Annotated in this window: 23 protein-coding genes and 1 tRNA gene; 8 read left to right on the top strand and 16 right to left on the bottom strand. The window is 69.5% G+C overall.

Annotated elements, in window-relative coordinates; all coding sequences use genetic code 11:
- Positions 1-66 precede the first annotated feature (66 nt).
- Positions 67-1,257, top strand: coding sequence for an MFS transporter (locus DEJ00_RS12720; RefSeq protein WP_111057604.1), 1,191 nt, complete (start codon positions 67-69; stop codon positions 1,255-1,257).
- An 872-nt stretch (positions 1,258-2,129) separates the two neighbouring features.
- On the top strand, positions 2,130-2,300 hold the full coding sequence (locus DEJ00_RS18575; RefSeq protein ID WP_181440181.1) for a hypothetical protein: 171 nt from the start codon (positions 2,130-2,132) through the stop codon (positions 2,298-2,300).
- A 100-nt stretch (positions 2,301-2,400) separates the two neighbouring features.
- On the opposite strand, the gene DEJ00_RS12710 is transcribed toward DEJ00_RS18575, so the two are convergent.
- The 5 genes from DEJ00_RS12710 to DEJ00_RS12690 form a co-directional block, all read right to left on the bottom strand.
- On the bottom strand, positions 2,401-2,634 hold the full coding sequence (locus DEJ00_RS12710; protein WP_111057602.1) for a hypothetical protein: 234 nt from the start codon (positions 2,632-2,634) through the stop codon (positions 2,401-2,403).
- Positions 2,635-2,953: 319 nt separating this feature from the next.
- Positions 2,954-3,172: a hypothetical protein gene (locus tag DEJ00_RS12705; protein ID WP_111057601.1), complete on the bottom strand. Its 219-nt coding sequence runs from the start codon at positions 3,170-3,172 to the stop codon at positions 2,954-2,956.
- Complete coding sequence (locus DEJ00_RS12700) at positions 3,172-3,426, bottom strand: DUF2188 domain-containing protein (RefSeq protein WP_111057600.1); 255 nt, start codon at positions 3,424-3,426, stop codon at positions 3,172-3,174. Before DEJ00_RS12700 ends, DEJ00_RS12705 begins: the two co-directional genes overlap by 1 nt.
- 26 nt (positions 3,427-3,452) lie before the next feature.
- Positions 3,453-4,088 carry a hypothetical protein gene (locus tag DEJ00_RS12695; protein ID WP_146247965.1) on the bottom strand — a complete coding sequence of 212 codons (636 nt, stop codon included), beginning with the start codon at positions 4,086-4,088 and terminating at the stop codon, positions 3,453-3,455.
- A 170-nt stretch (positions 4,089-4,258) separates the two neighbouring features.
- Positions 4,259-4,732, bottom strand: a complete 474-nt coding sequence (locus DEJ00_RS12690; protein WP_146247964.1) for a hypothetical protein — start codon at positions 4,730-4,732, stop codon at positions 4,259-4,261.
- Between the two features lie 147 nt (positions 4,733-4,879).
- On the opposite strand from DEJ00_RS12690, the gene DEJ00_RS18820 reads away from it, so the two are divergent.
- A complete protein-coding gene (locus DEJ00_RS18820; RefSeq protein WP_111057597.1) occupies positions 4,880-5,335 on the top strand; it encodes a tyrosine-type recombinase/integrase in 456 nt (151 codons plus the stop codon).
- A gap of 61 nt (positions 5,336-5,396) precedes the next feature.
- Here DEJ00_RS18820 and DEJ00_RS12680 read toward each other — a convergent pair.
- The 4 genes from DEJ00_RS12680 to DEJ00_RS12665 form a co-directional block, all read right to left on the bottom strand.
- Positions 5,397-5,486, bottom strand: a tRNA-Ser gene (locus DEJ00_RS12680).
- Positions 5,487-5,994: 508 nt separating this feature from the next.
- The gene (locus tag DEJ00_RS12675; protein WP_258373677.1) at positions 5,995-7,266 is read right to left on the bottom strand and encodes an LCP family protein; all 1,272 of its coding nucleotides are present in this window, start codon (positions 7,264-7,266) and stop codon (positions 5,995-5,997) included.
- 201 nt (positions 7,267-7,467) lie between these two features.
- Entirely contained in the window at positions 7,468-8,148 is a 681-nt protein-coding gene (locus tag DEJ00_RS12670; RefSeq protein ID WP_111057595.1) for a GntR family transcriptional regulator, read from the bottom strand.
- A gap of 169 nt (positions 8,149-8,317) precedes the next feature.
- Positions 8,318-9,772: an MFS transporter gene (locus DEJ00_RS12665; protein WP_371836744.1), complete on the bottom strand. Its 1,455-nt coding sequence runs from the start codon at positions 9,770-9,772 to the stop codon at positions 8,318-8,320.
- A 210-nt stretch (positions 9,773-9,982) separates the two neighbouring features.
- Between DEJ00_RS12665 and DEJ00_RS12660 the strand changes: the two genes are divergently transcribed.
- Both DEJ00_RS12660 and DEJ00_RS12655 read left to right on the top strand, forming a co-directional pair.
- Positions 9,983-11,368 carry an AAA family ATPase gene (locus DEJ00_RS12660; RefSeq protein WP_111057594.1) on the top strand — a complete coding sequence of 462 codons (1,386 nt, stop codon included), beginning with the start codon at positions 9,983-9,985 and terminating at the stop codon, positions 11,366-11,368.
- The gene (locus DEJ00_RS12655) at positions 11,361-13,379 is read left to right on the top strand and encodes a VWA domain-containing protein (protein ID WP_111057593.1); all 2,019 of its coding nucleotides are present in this window, start codon (positions 11,361-11,363) and stop codon (positions 13,377-13,379) included. The genes DEJ00_RS12660 and DEJ00_RS12655 overlap by 8 nt, the downstream gene beginning before the upstream one ends.
- Positions 13,380-13,449: 70 nt before the next feature.
- On the opposite strand, the gene DEJ00_RS12650 is transcribed toward DEJ00_RS12655, so the two are convergent.
- Genes DEJ00_RS12650 through DEJ00_RS12640 form a run of 3 tightly spaced genes read right to left on the bottom strand, consistent with a single transcriptional unit; the run spans position 13,450 to position 15,500 of the window.
- A complete protein-coding gene (locus DEJ00_RS12650; protein ID WP_111057592.1) occupies positions 13,450-14,208 on the bottom strand; it encodes an SCO1664 family protein in 759 nt (252 codons plus the stop codon).
- Positions 14,205-14,732: a DUF3090 domain-containing protein gene (locus DEJ00_RS12645; protein WP_027466105.1), complete on the bottom strand. Its 528-nt coding sequence runs from the start codon at positions 14,730-14,732 to the stop codon at positions 14,205-14,207. Before DEJ00_RS12645 ends, DEJ00_RS12650 begins: the two co-directional genes overlap by 4 nt.
- A gap of 33 nt (positions 14,733-14,765) precedes the next feature.
- Entirely contained in the window at positions 14,766-15,500 is a 735-nt protein-coding gene (locus tag DEJ00_RS12640) for an MSMEG_4193 family putative phosphomutase (protein ID WP_111057591.1), read from the bottom strand.
- Between DEJ00_RS12640 and DEJ00_RS12635 the strand changes: the two genes are divergently transcribed.
- The 3 genes from DEJ00_RS12635 to DEJ00_RS12625 all read left to right on the top strand — a co-directional run bounded on the left by DEJ00_RS12635 (position 15,474) and on the right by DEJ00_RS12625 (position 18,457).
- Positions 15,474-16,787: an MFS transporter gene (locus tag DEJ00_RS12635; RefSeq protein ID WP_375537595.1), complete on the top strand. Its 1,314-nt coding sequence runs from the start codon at positions 15,474-15,476 to the stop codon at positions 16,785-16,787. The two genes, DEJ00_RS12640 and DEJ00_RS12635, sit on opposite strands and share 27 nt — an antisense overlap.
- A 10-nt stretch (positions 16,788-16,797) precedes the next feature.
- A complete protein-coding gene (locus DEJ00_RS12630) occupies positions 16,798-17,952 on the top strand; it encodes an AI-2E family transporter (protein WP_111057589.1) in 1,155 nt (384 codons plus the stop codon).
- 76 nt (positions 17,953-18,028) lie between these two features.
- Entirely contained in the window at positions 18,029-18,457 is a 429-nt protein-coding gene (locus DEJ00_RS12625) for a BLUF domain-containing protein (protein WP_027466101.1), read from the top strand.
- A gap of 49 nt (positions 18,458-18,506) precedes the next feature.
- Here DEJ00_RS12625 and DEJ00_RS18570 read toward each other — a convergent pair whose 3' ends face one another.
- From DEJ00_RS18570 to DEJ00_RS12605, 4 genes are all read right to left on the bottom strand, one after another.
- Positions 18,507-19,115: a ScbR family autoregulator-binding transcription factor gene (locus DEJ00_RS18570; RefSeq protein ID WP_051596848.1), complete on the bottom strand. Its 609-nt coding sequence runs from the start codon at positions 19,113-19,115 to the stop codon at positions 18,507-18,509.
- Positions 19,116-19,221: 106 nt separating this feature from the next.
- Positions 19,222-19,692, bottom strand: a complete 471-nt coding sequence (locus DEJ00_RS12615) for a BLUF domain-containing protein (RefSeq protein ID WP_051596847.1) — start codon at positions 19,690-19,692, stop codon at positions 19,222-19,224.
- Between the two features lie 124 nt (positions 19,693-19,816).
- Positions 19,817-21,190 (bottom strand): sugar ABC transporter substrate-binding protein, encoded by a 1,374-nt coding sequence (locus DEJ00_RS12610; protein WP_214524401.1) that lies wholly within the window; start codon positions 21,188-21,190, stop codon positions 19,817-19,819.
- 26 nt (positions 21,191-21,216) lie between these two features.
- Positions 21,217-22,158 carry a carbohydrate ABC transporter permease gene (locus DEJ00_RS12605; protein ID WP_027466099.1) on the bottom strand — a complete coding sequence of 314 codons (942 nt, stop codon included), beginning with the start codon at positions 22,156-22,158 and terminating at the stop codon, positions 21,217-21,219.
- Positions 22,159-22,165: the final 7 nt, after the last annotated feature.

Below are 22,165 nucleotides of genomic sequence, written 5' to 3'. Positions count from 1 at the left end.
ACTATCAATGTCCCGCGTCTGCAACAATCAGCGTACGCGGCACAGCTGCACGACGGAAGGACATCCATGCCCGCGGGACTCATCGCCCTCGCACTCGGCGGATTCGGCATCGGCCTGACCGAGTTCGTCATCACCGGCCTGCTGCCCGAGGTGGCGGCCGACTACGGCGTCACCGAGACCACCGCCGGCTGGCTCGTCACCGGGTACGCCCTGGCGGTCATCGTCGGGGCCCTCGGGCTCACCGCCGCGACCACCCGGCTCCCCCGCAAGCCCGTCCTGCTCGGGCTGCTCGTGCTGTTCATCGTCGGCAACACCCTGTCCGCGATCGCCCCGACCTACGGCGTGATGATGACCGGCCGTGTCATCGCCGCCCTGTGCCACGGAGCGTTCTTCGGCATCGGCTCGGTCGTCGCCGCGAACATGGTCGAGCGGTCCAAGCGCGCCTCGGCCGTCGCCCTGATGTTCACCGGGCTCACCGCGTCGAACGTGCTCGGCGTGCCGTTCGGCACCTTCCTCGGCCAAGCCGCCGGCTGGCGTGCGACGTTCTGGGCGATCGCGGCCATCGGTGTCGTCGCCCTGATCGGCGTCCTCGTCCTCGTCCCCGCGGTCCGCTCCACCGAGGTCCCGTCGCTCGCCCGCGAACTCAGCGCCTTCCGGTCCGGGCAGGTCTGGCTGTCGCTCGGCATGACCGTGCTCGGCTACGGCGGGATGTTCGGCGCCTTCACCTACATCGCGTACACGCTGACCTCGGTGTCCGGGTTCCCGTCGTCGGCGGTGCCGTGGCTGCTCATCGTGTTCGGGATCGGGCTGTTCGTCGGCAACTTCGCCGGCGGCAAGCTCGCGGCCCGCTCGATCGACCGCACGTTGCTCGTGGTGCTCGTCGCGCTGACCGTGGTGCTCGCGGCGTTCGCCCTCGTCGCGACCTCGCCGGTGCTCACCGTGATCGCCCTCGTGCTGATGGGGGCGTTCGGGTTCGCGACCGTCCCGGCCCTGCAGACGCGGGTCATGCAGTACGCCGACCACGCGCCGACCCTGGCGAGCGGGGCAAACATCGCCGCGTTCAACCTCGGCAACGCGCTCGGGGCCTGGATCGGCGGTCTGACCATCGCCGCCGGGCTCGGGTACACGTCGCCGATCTGGGCGGGGTCGGGGATCACCCTGGCGGCCGTGGTGCTGACGCTCGTGGCCATGGGCGCGGTGCGTCGGGGGCGCGCGGGAGTGCGGACCACGACGACGGGGAGCATCGCGACGGTCTGACGCGAGCGCTTCGGGCGCCAGGAACGACGAAAGCCCGGTCCGATCGGACCGGGCTTTCGTGCTGCAACTGTCAGGGCTGCAGTTTTCAGTACTGCGGAGACGGAGGGACTTGAACCCTGTCCGACGTTATCTGTATGCGTCTCACTCGTGCTCATGCGTTGCATCTTCCGGGATCGACCCCTCCAGAATGCCGCCACGTCCCTCATGGCTCTCTGGAAAGTGTGTGCGATTGGTGCGGCCCTGAGGGGTCTGCCCTAACCCCGTACTTGTACGCTCCACACCGATGTAAGACCTGAGCCGATCGAGGCGTGGTCGTTCGCGCTTCGCTTGCCCTCCCAGCGGTCCGCGACGGGTTCCACCTGCACCTTCTTGTCGCCGACCTTCACGACTGCAGCTTCGTGGAACGTCGCGGACGATCGCGCGATTCGATACGCCCACCGGCGCCCGCGCCGCAGTTCACCCAGCTCCGCCATGCCAGGCATCGTCCCAACAGATACGGCTCGGACGCTAGCGCTGTGCCGCAATCCAAGCAACCGCGGCTTCGGGGAGGCGGAACTCGTAGCCTTGGCCCTCCCACGCGGTTCCGGGCACGATGCCCCCTGCTGCCACGACGCAATGAAGCACTTCAGTCGGGATCCGCTCCTCAGCGTGCTCGAGGAGACATGTACGGATGCACTCATTGAGCTTCGGCCACCAGTTCTGGACCCCGAGGATGCCGCGATCGCGCCACTCGCCGTCGACGAGCTCGGAGACCACGTTGCCGTACGGACCCGTGCGGAAGGGTCCGTCCGCCTGGTCAGGCCGTTCGTTGTCGTTCTCGATCGCGTAGCTCGTGGCGGAGATCGTGGCAGCTGTGGTCCGCTCTGGCCAGGGTGCTGAGCATAAATCAGTACTCGATCAACATCCTCAATGCGACCAAGAACACGACCATCTCAGCCAAGTATTTCGACACCGACGACACGTTCATGTACTTCTACGACGAGGAAAACGTCGTCGTCTACGCCCGCCAGAAGAGCACAGTGCTGTCGGTCCGGAAGGCCTAGTAGCCAGTCAAGTACCACAGACCCCCTCGAGCTCCCAAAGGAGCCGAGGGGATCTGTGTGTTCAGTACGTCGCCCCGGGTGATGCTCCGCAGCGGGCGCGTTACGCCGGGGTGTTGCCCGAAGACGGGTCGGCCGGAAGCGGCCCACGCTTGCCGTCAGTTATGTACCGCCACTCCCCGGTCGCCTCGTACCGGCGGACCGTCTTGTAGTGCGCGTTCATGCCCTGCGTAACGGCTGCGCGGATCAACACGAATGAGATCGTCAAGCTGACGGCAATGATCAGGATGATGAAGATGAGGCTGCCGAGACCGCTCGCGCCGGAGTTTTCGTACATGGTGGTTCCCCCTTGGAGTCGATCAGACGCTACTGGTTTCGCGGGCGAGGCGCGGCCCCCAGAACTAGGGAAAGCCTTGCCCCTCGCATGGAGGGGCAAGGCTTTGTTGCGTCGGAGCGAGAGCCCTCCTCGACCTCCCAGAGGAACCCGAGGGGGTCCGTGGTCTGACCCGGGTTGATGAGCGGTGGGCTACCGGCGGTGATGACCGCACCCGCGACATGCCGTGAGAGGTGACTTGACAAGGATCCCCGGGCTTCTTGGTATACCTGCGTCGACACAGTATGCCCGCCCGAGATGGCGGGCATGCTGCCTTAGTGGGTCACTCGCCTGTCGACACGATCGCCTCGTCGTCCTCGTCCGGCAGGACGGAGTCCGAAATGAAGTTGAACAGCTCTTCGGCGAGTGCCTCTTCGCTCCCATGAGTTTCGCCCAAGCGGTTTACGACACCCATCAGGACCCAGTGCCAGCCGACGTCGTCCGCCCGGTTGTCCGACTCCGCCTCGATCAAAGCGGCGAGAAGTTGGTACTTGGTCGCCATCAGTGCTTCGTGTCCTTCATGCTCGATTCGTGACCTCGATGCGTGGTATCGCTGTCGCGCCACTTCCCATCGCGCCCCTGGATGCGTACGTCACCGCCACCAGCGTTGTCGGTGATCTCCTTGGCACGAGCGATCGCCTCTGCCTGAGTGCGCGTGTGTGCCGACGCTCGGTCTGCGTCTTCCTTCTTCACGTCCCATCCCCCTCGCTCCGAGTTCGGGGCGACATAGCGGTTGTTGTCGTTGCCTGCAGGCATCTGAACCTCCTCGTTCCTAGCGGACGCTACCGAACGGCTTCGATTCCCGCTACCTTCAGCCGTCGCGAGCGCGGCCGCTCCTTGTCCTTCTCCTTCTCCTTCTCCCTTTCCTTTTCCTTTTCCTTTTCCTTTTCCTTTTCCTTTTCCTTTTCCTTTTCCTTTTCCTTTTCCTTTTCCTTCGACTCTTTCACGACGTCCTCGAACGCATCGCGGTAGGCCACGGCAATCCCCTGCTGCCACGACTGGACTGCCACGACGACGATCATCAACACGACGAATGCGATGAGGGTGGTTCCCACCAGCGCGAACGTGTTGAAAGCCGAATTGAACGCACGGTCGACCATGTCTGAGGCAAGCTGCTTCGTAACCTCTCCTCGCTGCGTTTGCCCAGCGGCAGTAAACTCGTCTGACTTCTTCAGCCAGTACTGCGAAAAACCGATGCTTGAGTTCGACGTCGCGATCACGATGCTGAAGCCGATCGCGATCAGTGAGGTCATGCCGGCGACGGCGGCGGAGACCGTCGGAGCCAGCCATGCGCCCGTTGTCGTCGCACGCGCACGCCACATTGCGAGTGCATCGGTTCGTTCCTCAGGGCTCGCCTGGCCGAACTTCTTGACGCGGGCAGCGAAGTCCCGGCGCGTGAAGTATTTGTGCTTCCCCATTTGAGATGCCCCCCCCCTTTTCCCGGAGACACAGTACCGGAACGCGAGCGACCCTCATTTGGGGGTGATTCGCTGTCGGAGCCACTTCGGGTTGGCTGGGTCAAGGATGGTGACCTAGCACCCGCAGCACACCGCGCCTGCGACAACAACCGCGGTTCGACTCCGGGTACCTAGAGGTGTAGCGAGCGGCGTGTGACGGTGAACCGCTGCGAACGAGGGGTACCAAACGGGGTCTCCCATCGGACCTCGGCGAAGGTGACTCGACGGCGCCATCGGGGAGTGCGCGCCTCAAGATGCTGGTGCGCGATGAGGAGCTCTAGGCTGTCGGGAAGTTGGGCGTCGGGAAGCCTTTCAACCTTCCCTCCCGCCGCTACTTTGACCCAGGCGAACGCCCCATAGGCAACACCTGCGGGGTCCATCTCGAGCATCAGCCGAACGTTGTGGGCCGACCCTGCCCCGATGTTCTCCAAACCGAGGGGCTTGATCTGATCGTGGTTAGGGCCAAGGTGCTCGTTCTCCGGCCAATCGAGGGTGAAGCGCGCCTCGAACTGCAGTCGTCGTTTCGTGATTTCGTTCCAGACGGCATACCCGAGGTTCAGCGCGCTGATCCCAAGGGCTAGCCACGCAACGGGGCCCTGTTCCATACGGAGCAAGTTAGCGGACCTCATCGGTCCGCCCCTACGCGATCCTGACGGTCGAGACGCGGCGGCGTCCGCGGTAGTCGGTCCAGTCGACCCGTACACGCTTGTCGAGAATCCGCTCGCGTCGCCCATTCGGACGTTGGATGTCTCCTGTCCTCGATTCTCCGCCGCTGTCCGGCGGGGACGTCGCCGAAAACGCACAAGCGGCGGACGCTCGTGTTCCCGAAGCTGCTCGTGCCGGCGCTCGCCAAGGCGTGCGATGGCAAAGATCCCGACGACCTGGTATTTCCCGGCCCGGACGGCTCCTACACGCGGCGCACGAGGGCGTCGAAGGGCAGCAAGTCCTGGTTCGTCTCTGCGCTCGCGGAGTGCGGGCTGGACCCGATGACGCCCCACGATCTTCGTCACCCGGCCGCGTCGCTGGCGATCAGCTCGGGCGCGAACGTGAAGGCGGTGCAGCGGATGCTCGGTCACGCGTCCGCGGCGATGACCCTGGACGTGTACGCGGACCTGTTCGACGACGACCTGACAGCCGTCGCGAACGGGCTCGACGACGCAGCGCGTGCAGCAGATGTGTTCGATCTGTGGGGCTCGGCCGCTTCCTGAAACGGCGGAAGCCCCTCCGTCCCGCGTGTTCATGCGGATCGAAAGGGCTTCTCGTGTGGTGCGGAGACGGAGGGATTTGAACCCTCGGTCCCCTCAAAGGGGACTCCACCTTAGCAGGGTGGTGCACTCGGCCGGACTATGCGACGTCTCCAAGCGCTCTCGCGAGCGCTGCGACCACCATACAGGAGGACCGCGCCACTCTCGACCCGACGCACGCCCGCGCGTGGCACGACCCGTCGCACTCGGTCCCCCGAAGTGGGGACACGTGGGGGTTGTCGGGGCGTACCCCACTGCATAGCATCATCGGGACGCGGCAATCACGTTCCGGGGCTCGTCCCCGTCGTCGCGACACAGCACCCGACGTCGTTCCCCGCGCGGGCCCGGCGCGCCCGATCGCGTGGCGCCCGGCGGGGAGCGACTCCCCTGGGGGCGCGGCCCACCACCGCGCCCCCGTTTCTGCGTTCGGGGCGGGTGCACTGCTGACGTCCCGGCGCACGCGCCCACGGCAACGGCTGGGCCCACGAAAGCGACACTGCGCTGCGGAGCTCGGCCGTCACTGGCGCCAGGGCGACAGAGTGCCGCGGATGTTCGGCGGCAGTCTGTCGCTTTCGCGAAAGGGGCGAGGGACCAGGCGCAGCCGACCGCGCCCGCGCCGCGCCTCAGTACCCGAACGCCTTGGAGCAGGTCTGCTGGTCGGCGGACTGCCCCTCGAGTCCGTCGATGGTCTCGGGCGTCGCCGAGGGGGTGCGCGGCGCGGCGGACGACGGCGCTGCCGGGGTCGCGGGGGTCGCGGGCGCCGGCGCAGCCGCTGGCGCCGAGGGTGCCGCGTTCGGCTGCGTCGGACTCGTCTCGGACCCGATGCCCGTGCTGTTGGCCCCGAGGGAGAACGACTGGTCGGCCTTGATCTTCGCGAACAGCCGGTCGGCCAGGTACGTCGTCGGCTCGACCTTGCCCTCGTAGACACCGGTGCCGCCCGTGGTGCCCGGATACTGCACGAAGTTCACCTGCGCCAGCGGCAGGTCCCGCAGCGCCAGGCCCATCTGCACCATCGTCCCGATGTCGTTCAGGCTCTGGGACAGCTGCATGTTCGACGCCGCCGCCCGGGCCAGCTTGTACAGGCGGGCCGGCGAACCGAGGGTGTCGTTCGACTTCACGGTGCGGAGCAGCGACGACAGGAACACCTGCTGGCTCGAGATCCGGCCGAGGTCCGACCCGTCGCCGACCCCGTGCCGGGTGCGCAGGAACGCCAGGGCCTCGTCGCCCTGCAGGGTCGAGGTACCGGCGGGCAGGTTCAACCCGGTGTACGAGTCGGTGATCGGCTGGGCGACGCAGACGGGCACGCCGCCGATCGCGTTCGACATCTCGATGACACCCTTGAAGGACACCGCGGCCGAGTACTGGATGTCGAGTCCGGTCAGCCCGGCGACCGTCTGCGTGACGCAGTTCAGGCCACCCTCGCCGAACGAGGTGTTGATCGGCTGCGCGGCCATCGCCGGGGCCGTGCCCGTTTCGTCGGTCTTCTTGCAGGCTGGGATCGGCGTGACGAGGTCACGCGGGATGCTCACCGCGGTCGCGTTGGTGTGGTCGGCCGAGACGTGCAGCAGGATGTTGACGTCGTTGAGGGTCGCGTCACGCTCCCCGAACGCCGCGCTCTGGTCGGGGTCGTTGTCGGTGCCGACGACGAGCATGTTGAACCCGCCCGTGAAGGCGCTGAGCGGCTTCGCGCCGCCCTGCGCCTGCGGTGCGGGCTGGCCCTGGATCTCCACGCCGTCACCGAGGTCGTCCGTGACCTGCTTCGCCGCGATCGCCGTCACCGAGACCGAGCTCACCAGGGCCACTGCGACGACGGCGGACACCGTCTTGGCAGCGGTCGCCAGGGGACTCGAGCGCCGCAGACGTCCGTGCCGTGCGATCCCGGGTGCTCGGTTCAAGCGGTGGGATCGATCGCGGACGTCGTTCACGGGCACTCCTGTCGTCGGTGGACACGCCGGGGACGGCAACCGGTCAAGGCTGCCACGACGTTGCCTGACGATCCAGTGCGAGGGGCGCCGCCACCGCGCACTGCGCGGCGGCGGGACCTGCGGACCACGGCGGCGGACGCGGACCTGAGCGGATCCGCAGCCGCCGCCGGTTCAGGCCGACACGACCACCCGGAAGCGGTCCGGCAGCGCGATCAGGGCCGACGACAGGTCGAGGAGCGCCGCGGCGCAGTCGTCGAGGGCGTCTCGCTCCGCGGCGTCCGCGGCCCGTTCGACGATCTCGACCCGTCGTCGCCGGTCCACAACGGCGTCGATCCCGTTCGCCAGGGCGACGTCGTCGGTGAAGAACATGTCGAGCACGATGCGCTGCGACAGCAACCAGTCACCGCTGACCGACGACCCGCGCCGCCGCAGGTACCAGGCCCCGAGTTCGACGAAGGCACCGGCTTCGGTCCAGCACTCGCGCAGCCACGCCCTGTCGAACCGGTCGTGGTACCCGACGGAGTTCGACGGCGGATCGACGAGCAGGGCCTGGGCGATCCGCAGTCGCTCGATCATCTGGTCGACCGACCACTGCGCGATCACGACACCGACGTACCGCTGCACACTGGCCAGCTGCAGGGACTCGAGGGTCACGAGGGCTTCGCGCACCGGTGTGCGCGACACCCGCATGTCCGATGCGAGAGTGTCGAGCCGCAGCCGCTGCCCACGGCGGTACTCCCCCCGCAGGACGTGGTCGAGCAGTCGCAGGAACACCGCGTCGCGCAGCAGACTGCGGCGCAGGCCGTGGGGATCGAGGCCGTCGGCCCCGGCTCGGGCGGGAGTGTGCTCCATCACCCCAGGTTCACGCACGGGCGGCACCCCCGAGGCGAGGGCGGTCGCTGCCGTGGATCGTGGTCGCCGGTGTCGTGCTGTGGAGGAGTGCCATGCACGCACAGTGACAGCGCTGCGACGGCGGCGCTAAACACTCTGAATACAGAATGTCAGGCCGCCGCCGCCGGGTTCACCTCCGGTCGGACTTCGCGTCCCCGGTGAGCACCGAGAGTGGTTGGGTGACGTCCTCCAGCCCCTTCCGCGCGGCGTCGACCCCGAAGATCAGGGCCACCACGCCGCCGCCGATCATCACCGCGGACCCGAGCAAGTACCCCCAGAACAGCGGCTCCCGCGACGACCCGTCACCGATGAAGGCGCCGTAGATGGCCGGCGCGACCGCACCGAAGATCTGCGCCAGGGCGAAGAAGTACGAGATGGCCTGCGACCGCAGCTCGAGCGGGAAGATCTCACTGACGGTCAGGTAGGCGCTCGACGCCCCGGCCGAGGCGAAGAAGAACGAGACGCACCAGAACGCGACCTGCACCGTCGCCGAGATCGCGTCGGCCCGGAACAGGAACGCCGACGTGGCGAGCACGAGGCCGGACACCAGGTACGTCAGGAAGATCATCTGGCGACGACCCCAGGTGTCGAAGAAGCGCCCCAGGATGATCGGGCCGAGCAGGTTGCCGATCGCGAACGGGAAGAAGTAGACCGCTGTCTCCGCCGTCTTCAGGCCGAAGAAGTTCGTCAGGACCAGGGCGTAGGTGAAGAAGATCGCGTTGTACAGGAACGCCTGCGTGATCATCATCGTCGCGCCGACGAGCGTGCGGGTCGGGTACTGCTTCAGCAGCACGCGCGCGATGGCGAGGAACCCGACGCGGTCGGTCGGCGTGACGGTCATCGCCTTCGACTGGTCGACCTCCGGCAGGGGCTTGCCGGTCGCCTTCTCCACCGACTCCTCGATGCGGGAGACGGTGGCCTCGGCCTCTTCCTCCCGCCCGTGCGTCATCAGCCAGCGCGGACTCTCCGGGATGTGCCGTCGCAGGAAGATGATCGCGATGCCGAGCACCGGGCCGAGGAAGAACCCGATGCGCCAGCCGATGTTCTCGGCGAAGTAGGACGTGTCGAGCAGGTAGATGTTCGCGAACGCGCCGAGTGCCGCACCGCCCCAGTACGTGCCGTTGATGGCGATGTCGACGTGCCCGCGGTACTTCGCCGGGATGAGCTCGTCGATCGCCGAGTTGATCGCCGCGTACTCACCGCCGATGCCCAACCCCGCGACGAACCGGAAGGCCGCCAGGAACCAGAAGTCCTGCGCGAGGCCCGCGATGCCCGAACCGACCAGGTAGATCGCGAGCGTCAGGATGAACAGCTTGCGGCGCCCCAACCGGTCGGACATGCGCCCGAACACCAGGGCACCGACGACCTGGCCGACCAGGTAGATCGTGCCGAGGGACGTCACCTGCTGCGTGGACAGGTTCAGGTCCGCCTGGAAGCCCGCGTTCGACACGATCTGGATCTCGAGACCGTCGAGGATCCAGGACACGCCGAGTCCGACGACGACGCTCCAGTGGAACCGGGTCCACGGCAAGCGGTCCATCCTGGCGGGCACCAGGCTCTTGATGGTTGCGTTCGCGCTGCTCACGAAATGGGACCGTACGCCGAGATCGCCGATGTGGTTCAGATGCGGAACGAGCAACCGGGGGCGGAGCCGGATCCCCCTACTTCGAATCCGGCTCCGTCGCCGGGATCTCAATGATCGCAAGTGCGATGGAAACCCACAAGCGGACGGACGGGAGGCCCGTGGCGGGCCCCGCCACGGGCCTCCCGTCCGACAAGGCGTAACGTCCAGAACGTGACCCGACCTGACATCCGCACGGTCGGCGAGCTCCGCACCTCTGGTCACGTCCAGAAGACGGTCCGCGCCGAGATCCGCGACAACCTGCTCACCGCCCTGCGCCAGGGCACCGATCCGTGGCCCGGCCTGCACGGCTTCGAGACCACCGTCATCCCCCAGCTCGAACGCGCCCTGATCGCCGGCCACGACGTCGTCCTGCTCGGCGAGCGCGGCCAGGGCAAGACCCGGCTGCTCCGCACCCTGCAGGGCCTGCTCGACGAGTGGACACCGGTCATCACCGGCTCCGAGCTCGGCGAGCACCCGTACGAACCGATCACCACCGCGAGCATCCGGCGTGCCGACGACCTCGGCGACGCCCTGCCGATCAGCTGGCGGCACCGCGACGACCGCTACGTCGAGAAGCTCGCGACACCGGACACGAGTGTCGCCGACCTGATCGGCGACGTCGACCCGATGAAGGTCGCCGAGGGCCGCAGCCTGGGCGACCCGGAGACCATCCACTTCGGGCTCGTCCCCCGCGGGCACCGTGGCATCGTCGCGATCAACGAACTGCCCGACCTGGCCGAACGCATCCAGGTCGCGATGCTCAACGTGATGGAGGAGCGCGACGTCCAGGTCCGCGGCTACGTGCTGCGTCTGCCGCTCGACGTGCTCGTCGTGGCGAGCGCGAACCCCGAGGACTACACGAACCGCGGCCGGATCATCACACCGCTGAAGGACCGCTTCGGCGCCGAGATCCGCACGCACTACCCGATCGAGCTCGACGACGAGATCGCCGTCATCCGGCAGGAGGCCCAGCTGACGGCCGAGGTCCCCGACGCCCTGATCGAGATCCTCGCCCGGTTCACCCGGGCACTGCGTGGTTCGAGCGCCGTCGACCAGCGCAGCGGTGTGAGCGCCCGGTTCGCGATCGCCGGTGCCGAGACGGTGTCCGCCGCCGCGGTGCACCGCGCAGCACGCCAGGGCGAGGACGAGGCGGTCGCGCGGCCGATCGACCTCGAGACCGCGGTGGACGTCCTCGGCGGCAAGATCGAGTTCGAGAACGGCGAAGAGGACCGGGCCGACGAGGTCCTCGAGCACCTGCTCCGCACCGCGACCGCCGAGACCGTGCGCTCCCGGTTCAAAGGCCTCGACTTCGCGGTGCTCGTGGACGCGCTCGACGGCGGAACGATGGTGACCACGGGCGAGCGGGTCAGCGCCCGGGCGTTCCTCGAAGGCCTGCCGTCGATCGGTGAGTCCGACCTGTACGACCAGGTGTGCGACCGGATGGGTGCCACGAACGACGGCGAACGCGCCGGCGCGATCGAGCTCGCCCTCGAGGGCCTGTTCCTGGCCCGGCGCATCAGCAAGGAGTCCGGCGGGGGCGAAGCCGTCTATGGCTAGGCAGAACCGGCGCCTGACGCGCGACACCCGGTACGGCCGGTACACCGACGGACCCGACCCGCTCGCCGCCCCGGTCGACCTGGCCGAGGCGCTCGACGCCATCGGGCAGGACGTGATGGGCGGCACATCGCCCGAGCGCGCGATGCGGGAGTTCCTGCGACGCGGCGGCCGGACGCAGCGCGGCCTCGACGACCTGGCCCGACGGGTGGCCGAGCGCCGCCGTGAGCTGACGAGCAGGAACAACCTCGACGGCACCCTGCAGCAGGTGCGCGAGCTCCTGGACCAGGCGTTGCTCGCCGAGCGCGGGGAACTCGCCCGCAACGTCGACCTCGACGACGGCGACCGGGCCCTGGCCGAACTGCAGCTCGACAGCCTGTCGCCCTCTCCCGCCGCCGCGGTGCAGGAACTCGGCGACTACGACTGGACGAGCCCGACCGCGCGCCAGAAGTACGACGAGATCAAGGACCTGCTCGGCCGCGAGGTGCTCGACCAGCGCTTCGCCGGCATGAAGCAGGCGCTCGAGGGTGCCACCGACCAGGACCGGGCCGCGGTCAGCGCGATGATGCAGGACCTCAACGCGCTGCTCGAGGCGCACGCCCGCGGCGAGGACACCCGGCAGCAGTTCGACGACTTCATGGACCAGCACGGGGAGTACTTCCCGTCGAACCCTGCGAACGTCGACGAGCTGCTCGACGACCTGGCAGCCCGCGCGGCCGCGGCACAGCGCATGCGGAACTCGATGACCCAGGAGCAGCGGGACGAACTCGACGCCCTCGCCCAGCAGGCCTTCGGCTCCCCCGACCTGATGGGGCAGCTGTCCCAGCTCGACGGCACCCTGCGCGCGCTGCGTCCCGGCGAGGACTGGGGCGGATCCGAGCGCATGGAGGGCGAACAGGGCCTCGGGCTGGGCGACGGCACCGGGGTGTTCCAGGACATCGCGGACCTCGACGCCCTCGCCGACCAGCTCGCCCAGTCCGGGCCGGGCTCGGAGCTCGACGACCTGGACCTCGACGCGCTGTCCCGGCAGCTCGGCGACGAGGCGGCGGTCGACGCGAAGACCCTGCAGCGCCTCGAGCAGGCGCTCCGGAACTCCGGGGCGATGCGCCGCGGAGCCGACGGGCAGCTCCGGCTCACCCCGAAGGCGATGCGGCAGCTCGGCAAGAGCCTGCTCAAGGACGTCGCCCAGCGGATGTCCGGTCGCCAGGGCGCGCGGGACCTCCGTCGCTCGGGCGCCGCGGGCGAACCCTCGGGGGCGTCGCGGCAGTGGGCGTTCGGTGACACCGAGCCGTGGGACATCCCCCGCACGATCACGAACGCCGTGGTGCGGACGGCGGCCAGCGGTCGACAGGGTGCCGGCGTGCACCTGAGCATCGAGGACGTCGAGGTGCAGGAGACCGAGGCACGCACCCAGGCCTGCGTCGCGCTGCTCGTCGACACGTCGTTCTCGATGGCGATGGAGGACCGTTGGGTGCCGATGAAGCGCACAGCCCTCGCGCTGCACACCCTGGTGTCGACCCGGTTCCGCGGCGACGACCTGCAGCTCATCGCCTTCGGTCGCGAGGCCGAGGTGATGGACGTCGAACAGCTCGTCGGTCTCGACGCGATGTGGGACAAGGGCACGAACCTGCACCACGCCCTGCTGCTCGCCAACCGGCACTTCCGCAAGCACCCGACGGCCCAACCGGTGCTCCTCATCGTCACCGACGGCGAGCCGACGTCGCACCTCGAGCCGAACGGGCAGGTCTGGTTCGACTACCCGCCCGACCCGGTGACGATCGCGCTGACCGTGCGGGAGCTCGAGAACGCCGGACGCCTCGGCGCCCAGACGACGTTCTTCCGGCTCGGTGAGGACCCGGGGCTCGCCCGGTTCATCGACGCGATGGCGAAGCGGGTGGACGGCAGCGTCGTGGCACCGGAGAACGACGACCTCGGGGTCGCCGTGGTCGGCTCGTACCTCGGCTCGCGTCGCGGGGCCGGTGGCGCGCTCTTCCGCGACGACTGGGGGCTCTGAAGCCCACACGAAACGGACTGGGGGCCCGTGGCGAGACCGCCACGGGCCTCCAGTCCGTTGTCGGGTGCGTCTAGAACAGTGGCCAGGGCACGGCGGGGCCGTGACCGGGCGGCGGCGGGAAGATCCCGACGGCACGCAGGGCCGCGCAGCGCGCCCGGAGCGTGTCGATCTCCTCGTCCGTCAGGTGCTCGGCGAGCTCGTCGCCGAGACCACCGCGCAGGGCTTCGGACACGCGGTCGAGGCCCTCGAGCTCGTCCGGACCGAGGGGCTCCCCGATCCAGCCCCACAGGACCGTCCGGAGCTTGTGCTCGACGTGGAAGGTGAGCCCGTGGTCGACGCCGAAGCGGTGGCCGTCGGGCATCGCCAGCACGTGCCCGCCCTTGCGGTCGGCGTTGTTCACGACGACGTCGAAGACGGCCATCCGGCGCAGGGCCTCGGAGTCCTCGTGCACGAGCGTGACGGGCTGGTCGTGCTCGTCGATGGCCTCGAGCACGGGCAGCCAGGGCGAATCCGCTGCCTCGGCGAGCTCCGGCGTCACCAGGTCGACGGCGTCCTGCTCGGGGTCGACGTCCTGCCAGCGCTGCACCATGCCGGGCCCGAACGGACCGTCACCCATCCACGTGGGCGGCACGACCCCCCAGCCGAACGCCTCGGAGACCAGGTGCGCGGCGATCTCGCGGCCGGCGAGCGTGCCGTCCGGGAAGTCCCACAGCGGGCGCTCGCCCTCGATGGGCTTGTAGACGACGGTCGCACCGTCGAGTTCGGCGAGGAAGGTGGCGTTGGACGCCTCGCGGATGCGCGCCCGGACGGAGAGCGAGCCGTCGCTCATGCGTCGCCGGGCGGACGACCGGCGGCGACGACCTCGCGCGTGCGCTCGACGAAGGCCCGGGCGGTGCCGACCGGGATCTTCACCTGGAACAGCTCGGCGGGCTCGGGGATCTCGACGACGGCCTCGATCTCGATGCCGTCCTCGCTCTCCTCGGACACGATCTCGACCTCGTCGTCGATCGGGTACGCCTCGATGACGACCTGCGCGGTGGCCGGGTCGAAGCCCAGGCTCAGGGCTCCGGCGCGGAACTCGGCCTCGACGGGCTGGTCGAGCGGCTCCGGGTCGCGGAGCTCGGCAGGCACCGACGGCGGCACACTGAAGCGGTTGTCGTCGACGGTCGCGACCTCGTCGAGGAGCTCGTCGATCTTGTCGGCGAGCACGGCGGTCTGCTCCTTCTCGAGCGCGACGCTGGTGACGCGCCGACCGGAGCGGGCCTGGATGTAGAAGGCGCGCTCACCCGGACGGCCGATGGTGCCGACGACGAGGCGGTCCGGCCAGTCGAAGCCGTGGACGATGGTGGGCATACCCGCATTGTAGGAGCGCTCGGCTCCGGCCGTTCAGGGTCGGGCAGGACCCGCGGGCGCGTCGGGTGCCGGGTTGCCCGCGCCGCCGCCGACCGCGGCGTCCCCGCTGGGTGCCGGGGCGGTGCGCAGCCAGGACAGGTCACCGGACTCGGTGTTCGTCGCGACGACCTCGGGGCGGTGCTCGCCGTAGCGCACGACGGACACCGAGGCCGGGCCGACACCGATGCGCTGGAACAGGTCCAGGTGCATGCCGAACGCGTCGGCGAGGACGCTCTTGATGATGTCGCCGTGGCTCACCGCGACCCAGACGGCGCCGGGCCCGTGCTCCGCCTCGACCTCGGCGTCGATGCGACGGACAGCCGCGACGGCCCGGGACTGCATCGTCTGCATGGACTCACCACCGGGGAACACGACGGCGCTCGGGTTCGCCTGCACCGTGCGCCAGAGGGGCTCCTTCGCCAGGTCGGCGAGCTTCCGGCCCTGCCACTCCCCGTAGTCGGCCTCGGTGATGGCCCGCTCGATCAGCGAGGCGGGTGGCCCGGCCGGCCGGTCCGTCTGTCGGTCCAGGATCGCGCGGGCGGTCTGCCGGCAGCGCTCGAGCGGACTCGACACCACGGCGACGACGGGCACCGCGGCGATGCGCTCCGCGGTCCGCTCGGCCTGGGTGCGGCCGACGGCGTCGAGTCGCACGCCGGCGGTGCGTCCGGCCAGGACGCCGGTGGCGTTCGCGGTGGTGCGTCCGTGACGGACGAGGAGGACGGTCGCCATGCGCCCGATCCTAGGCGCGGGACGCGGTCGCCCTTGACGGGCCGCCCGGGGACCGATCAGATGGGGGGCATGGCCGGGCGGCATCGACTCGCACTCTTCGCCACGTCGACGGTGACCGGGTTCGGGATCGCGACGTGGATCACCCGGACGCCCGCGATCCGCGACGAGCTCGGTGCCTCGATCGAGGCGATGGGCCTCGTCCTGCTCGGGCTGTCGATCGGGTCGATGATCGGGATCCTCGGTGCCGGGGCCCTGGTGCGACGGCTCGGAAACCGCCCGCTCATCCTGCTCGGGGGCGCGCTGCCCGTCGTCGGCACGGTGCTCGTCGCGCTGCTCGCCCCGGCGCAGGTCGCCGCCGGGGTGTGGGTCGGGCTGTTCCTGATCGGCTTCGGGGCGGGAGTCGCCGAGATCGGGCTGAACGTCGAGGCCGCCGCGGTCGAACGGCTGATCGGGCGACCGGTCGTGCCGGTGCTGCACGCCTGCTTCAGCCTCGGCAGCGTGGTCGGCGGGGTCGTCGGCATCGCCATGACGGCGGCGGGGACCCCGGTCCGGGTGCACCTGCTCGTCGGCGCCGCGGTGATGGCCGCGCTGGCGGTGTTCGCGGCGCTGAACCTGCGGCCGGTGCCGCGTGACGCACCGACCGATGCGCCTGCCGTTGCCCGTGGCACCCGTCGGGGAGCCCGCCGCTCCGTCCTCACCGTGCAGCTCGCCATGATCGCCGTGATCACCCTGGCGATGGCCTTCGCCGAGGGTGCCGCGAGCGACTGGCTCCCGCTGCTGATGACCACCGACCACGACGCCCCAGAGTCCGTCGGGTCCCTCGTGTTCACCGGGTTCGCCCTCGCCATGCTCATCGGTCGTGCGGCCGGCACCCCGCTCGTCGCCCGGTTCGGTCGCGCCCCGGTCGTCCGGGTCTGTGCCGCGGTCGGTGCGGTGGGGGTCCTGCTCGTCGTGCTGTCACCGAGTCCGGTCGTCACCGCGGCGGCCGCCGGCGTCTGGGGGCTCGGCATCGCCCTCGGGTTCCCGCTGTCGATCTCCGCCGCGGGCGACCACCCCACCGACGGCGACCGCCGGGTGTCGGTGGTGGCCACGGCCGGGTACATCGCGTTCCTGGTGGGGCCGCCGCTGCTCGGCTTCGTCGGGGAGCACCTCGGCCTGCAGACGGCGATGCTCGTGCCCCTGGTCCTGCTGGTCGCGGCGTTCGTGGTCGCCCCGGCGACGCGGGGACGGGACACCGGGCGGACGATCGAGCCGACGGAACCGGCGCGTCGGCCGTCCGGTCGGTAGCGTCTCGGGCATGCCGTTCTTCCGCGACGCTCCGCGCCCGATCACCCCAGCCGCTCCGTCCAGGGTCCAGGCCGCGTGGTCCGACTCCGCCGGGCACCTCGCGACCCGCTGCCTGCAGCTCATCATCGTCGTGGTGGTCGTCGCCGGCATCGTCTGGGCGAGCAACGTCCTGAGCGTCGTCACGATCCCCGTGCTCCTCGCGCTCATCATCGCGTCGGCCATGCACCCCGTGGTGTCGTGGCTCCGCAAGCACCGGGTGCCGTCGGTGCTGGCCACCCTCGCGGTGCTCATCGGCGTCCTCGCGATCCTGGGGCTGATCGGCTGGCTCATCGTCGTCGCGGTCGAGAACCAGTGGGCACAGCTGCAGAAGTCCGCCGTCGACGGGTTCCAGCAGCTGCAGACGTTCGCGAAGAACCTGCCGTTCTCGATCTCCGGCAAGCAGATCGACGACGCTGTCGCGTCGGCGTCCGACTTCGTCACGAGCGCGCAGTTCGGCTCCGGTGCGCTCGCGGGTGCGTCGGCCACCGCGAACTTCCTGACCGGGCTCGTCCTGATGATCGTCGTGCTGTTCTTCTTCCTGAAGGACGGCCCGAGCATCTGGGAGTTCCTGCTCCGCCCCTTCACCGGTGAGCGCTACGCCCGTGCACGCCGCGTCGGCGACCGGGTCGTCTCGACCCTCGGCGGGTACGTCCGCGGTACGGCCACCGTCGCCGCAGTGGACGCGATCGGCATCGGTATCGGCATCGCGATCGTCGGCGTCCCCCTCGCCCTGCCGCTGGCCGTCATCGTCTTCATAACGGCGTTCATCCCGATCGTCGGTGCCACCGCGGCCGGCATCCTCGCCGCCCTCGTCGCGCTCGTGGCCCTCGGCCCGGTGCAGGCGCTCATCGTGATCGGCATCGTGATCGTCGTGAACCAGCTCGAGGGCAACTTCCTGCAGCCGGTCCTGATGGGTCGCACCCTCAAGCTGCACGGCCTCGTCATCCTGATCGGGCTGACCGCCGGCACCGTCCTCGCCGGCATCACCGGCGCGATCATCTCGGTGCCGCTGATCGCCGCGGCCTGGGGCGCGATCCTGGTCTGGGACGGCCCGAACACCCCGGCACGACCGTGGCGGAAGAAGCGCAACGAGGACGTCACCGCGCACGAGCTGCCGCAGGGCTGATCCGCGGCGCCGATCCACGGGGCGCGTTGCGGACATCCGCTTCGCGCAGCGGCCTTCCACCCAGCAGGATGGAGGAGTGCTCGTCTCCATCGTCTACATGAGCCGTGCCGTCGTCCCCTTCGACGACCAGGCCATGGCGGTGCTGCTCGCGGAGTCCCGGCTGCGCAACGAAGCGCTCGGGGTCTCCGGGCTCCTGCTCGCCAAGGGCGGTCGGTTCATGCAGCTGCTCGAGGGGCCGGCGTGGAGCGTGCAGGACCGGTACGACGTCATCGCGAAGGACCGCCGTCACGGCGAGGTCAAGTCGCTGGTGCGCGAGGACATCGAGCGCCGACGGTTCGACGGCTGGTCGATGGCCTACCGCGCGCTCGACGACTCGGACCTCCGCTCCGAGGAGGGCTTCAGTCCCTTCCTGTCCGGCACGATGGACTTCCCGCGCTCGTTCGACCGGACCAGTGCGGCCTGGCTGCTGAAGTGGTTCCGCGACCGCGAGCTGCACGACCTCTGACCCGCCGGCAGCGCCGCACCGCACCGCATGCCGCGCCGTACCCAGCGGTTCAGTCGGTGCCGAACGCGTCCTCGACGACGGCGAGCAGCCGATCGCGGTGCTTCGGGTCCGCCGTCGCCGCGATCACCACGCGCCACATCGTCGCCACCGCCGGCATCAGGTCGGTGCGCCGCGTCCGGACGTCGGACACGAGCTGCACGCCGGTGAAGTACGGCACCACCGTCGAGCCGAGCTGCTCCGCGGTCAGGTCCGTCCGGAGTTCCCCGCTCGCGATCGCCAACCGGAACACGTCGACGATCCCGCCGATCCACTGCTCGTAGAAGCTCAGCGTCGCGGTCTGGAACTCGCCGCGCTCCAGCGACAGCCGGATGCCCGCCCGCACGATCGGGTCGGTCCGGAGCAGGTCGGCGATGCCGTGCGACGCCCCGATCAGGGCGGCGACCGGCGAGCTGTCGGTGTGGCTGACGACGTCGAAGGTGCGGGCGTTCTGCTCGCCGATGACGCCGAGCGCCAGGGCGAGCTTCGTCGGGAAGTGGAAGTGCAGCGTGCCCTGCGAGACGCCCGCCGTGCGGGCGATGCCCGCGATCGTCGCGCCGGCGAAGCCGACGCGGTCGAACTCCTCCGCCGCGGCCACCAGGATCTGCTCACGTCGTTCCACGGGACCAGTCTGTCGGTCTGGAGGGACGGTGCCAGCTGGCACCGCGCCTCCAGTCCGAGGGGTGGTCCGTCTCAGCGCGTGCCGGCGGTCCGAGGGGTGGTGCGGCTCAGGCCGCGTGCCGGCCGAGCGTGATGCGCTCCTCGGGCAGGTCCTGCAGGTCGCGGCCACGGAACCAGCGGAGCAGCCAGTCGGCGGGCGTGCCCGCCACCCCGGTCGGCAGACCGGTGCGGTCGCTGAGGAAGGTGCTGAACCCGGGCTCGTCACGGAGCTCGTCCCCGGTCGGGCTGCCGAACGCCATCGCCCAGCCGTCGAACCGACGCGTGCTGATGGACTCACGCGACAGCGACTTCACGCCGGTGTGCCGCGGGTCGCGCTCGATCGCGGCGAAGCGGTCCTCGACACTCCAGACCGGACCCTCGAGCACCTGCATGAAGCGGCCGCCCTTGGCGAGCAGGAGCCCGGAGACGCCGAGCGCGTGGTTGCGGAGCCGCGCCTCACGCAGCATGGCGACCAGCTGGTCGTCGGTCAGGTCGTCGACGGCGACGGACATGTAGACGAGGGAGGTGAGCGAAGTCATCCCCTGCAGTCTGGATCGTGGTCGGCGGCACGGTCAACGCGTCGTCCGCACACCGCACCGGACGGTGCGGCATGCGGACGACGGGCGGGGTGTCGGGTGTCGGGTTTCGGGTGTCGGGTTTCGATCAGGTGAGGGCGAGCAGGTTGTTGACCTGTTCGTTGACCCCGGTCAGCGTCGAGATCGGCTTGCCGTTCGCGTAGACGTCGTCGAAGGCGGGCTGCAGCAGGGCCTGCACGTCGGCGGGGTTCTTCGTGACCGGGAACAGGAACGTGGTGTCCTCCTCGACCTGCCGGGTGAACGCCGAGACGTCGAGCCCGCGCTTCCGGAACGAGGCCACCGCGGCCTCGGTGCCCGCGGGACGAGCGGGGAACACGATCCCGCTCTCACCGACGATCCGCTGCGCCTCGTCGCTGCCCAGGAACGCCACCCACTTCGCCGCGGCCTCGGGGTCCTTCGCCTGCTTCGTGATCGAGTCGCCGAGCCCGTTGAACATCGACGCCCGGTGACCCGACGGGCCGATCGGGGTCGGGGCGACCGCGACGTCGAGGTCCTCCATGCCGAGGTACGAGCCGATCATCCAGGAGCCGTTGAAGGACAGCGCGCACTTGCCGGCGCCGAGCTGGACCTCGGGGCCGGTCGTGGTCGAGAACACCCCGTACTTCGCCATGTAGCCCTTCTCGGCCAGCCGGTAGTACCAGGCGAGGGTGTCCTGCACGACCCGCTCGTCGTAGCGGAACCGGTCGCCCCACGGGTTCTCGTTCGTGTAGAACCAGTCGACCGATCCGGTGAACGGCGACCACTGGGTCTGTCCGAAGCCGTCGCCGCCCGAGCCGTTCGACGAGATGCCGTAGACGGCGACGTCGTCCTTGTCGAAGCCGTCCTCGTCGCCGCGTCGGCCCTTCGAGTCCACCGTCAGCCGCGCGAGCATCCGCTCGAACGTGCCGCCGTCGTCCGGGTTCCACGCGAGCGACCCGAGTTCCTCGGCGGAGACCCCGGCCTTCGCCATCGCCTTCTTGTCGTAGAACATCGCGACGGTGTCCCAGTCCTTCGGGGAGCCGTAGCGGTGCCCGTCCTGGCCCTTCCACAGTTCGGCGAGCCCGGACTGGTAGTCGTCGTCACGGATGCCCTTCGTGGCGTCGAGTTCGTCGAGCTTGTAGAGCACGTCGAGGTCGGCGTACTGCGGGAACTTCGTCAGGTGGTCGGTGAAGACGTCGGGCGCGGTGCCGGCGATGAAGCCCGCGGTGAGCTTGGTCCAGTAGTCGTTCCACCCGAGCTGGGTGATCTTCACGGTGATGTCCGGGTTCGCGCGGTGGAACGCGTCGGCGACGGCCTGGTACGCGGGCTGCTGGTTGGCGTCCCAGAGCCAGTAGCTCACGGTCCGCGCACCCGACCGGTTCGTCGTGCGGCGACCGGGCGACGAGCAGGCGGCGAGCGCGCCGAGGGCCAGTGCAGAGGCGCCGCCGGCGAAGAGCGTGCGGCGGGTCAGTTGGTTCGTCATGGTGTTCGTCCTGTCCGACAGCCGGGTCACTTGATCCCGGAGAAGCCGATGGAGTTGACGATCCGCTTGGCGAAGACGCCGAACAGCAGGATCATCGGGAGCGCCGCCACCAGGGTCGCGGCCATGAGCCCGGCCCAGTCGGTGCCGGACTGCGGGGTCTGCGACTTGAAGACGCCGAGCGCGACGGTCAGCACCCGCGAGCTGTCGGTGTACGACACCATGAGCGGCCAGAAGTAGTCGTTCCAGCTCGTGATGTACGTCAGCACGGCGAGGGTGGCGATCGGGGCCGCCGCCATCGGGATGACGAGCCGGAAGAACACGCGGACCTTGCCGGCGCCGTCGATGAGCGCCGCCTCTTCGACCTCCTTCGAGATGCCGAGGAAGAACTGCCGCAGGAAGAACACCGCGAACGGGGTCATGAACATCGTCGGCAGGGCGATGCCGAGCAGGTTGTCGACGAGCCCGAGCTGCTTGATGAGCGTGAAGTTCGGCAGCAGCGTGAAGATCGCGGGGACCATCAGGCCGGCCAGGAACACCCCGAACACCTTGTCGCGACCGGGCCAGCGCAGCCGGGCGAAGGCGTAGGCGGCCGCTGCCGAGAAGAACACCTGGCCGACGGTGACGAGCGTCGACACCAGGATCGAGTTGAGCAGGTACCGCCAGAAGTTCAGCGCGGCGCCGGACCCGCCCTGGGCCAACGCCTCTTCGGTGGACTGCAGACCGAAGACCCGCTCGAACCCGCCCAGGCTGAACCCGACGGGCAGCAGCGAGGTGGGGTCGGAGTTGATCGCGGTGTTCGACGACAGCGCGGTGCGCAGGATCCAGTAGAACGGGAACAGGGTGACGACGATGACGAGGATCATCGCGACCCAGGCGAGCACGCGGCCGAGTGACGGGCGACGACGGTGGCCGGCCCCCATCCGCGGCGGGCGGGACGTGGTGACGGAACGGGTGAGTGTCGTGGTCATGGCGCTT

Origin of the sequence: Curtobacterium sp. MCLR17_039 (genome assembly GCF_003234745.1) — a bacterium.
GTDB classification, from domain to species: Bacteria; Actinomycetota; Actinomycetes; order Actinomycetales; family Microbacteriaceae; genus Curtobacterium; species Curtobacterium flaccumfaciens.
The sequence above is the reverse complement of the archived record's forward strand: the minus strand, read 5'-3'. Positions and strand labels throughout refer to the sequence as shown.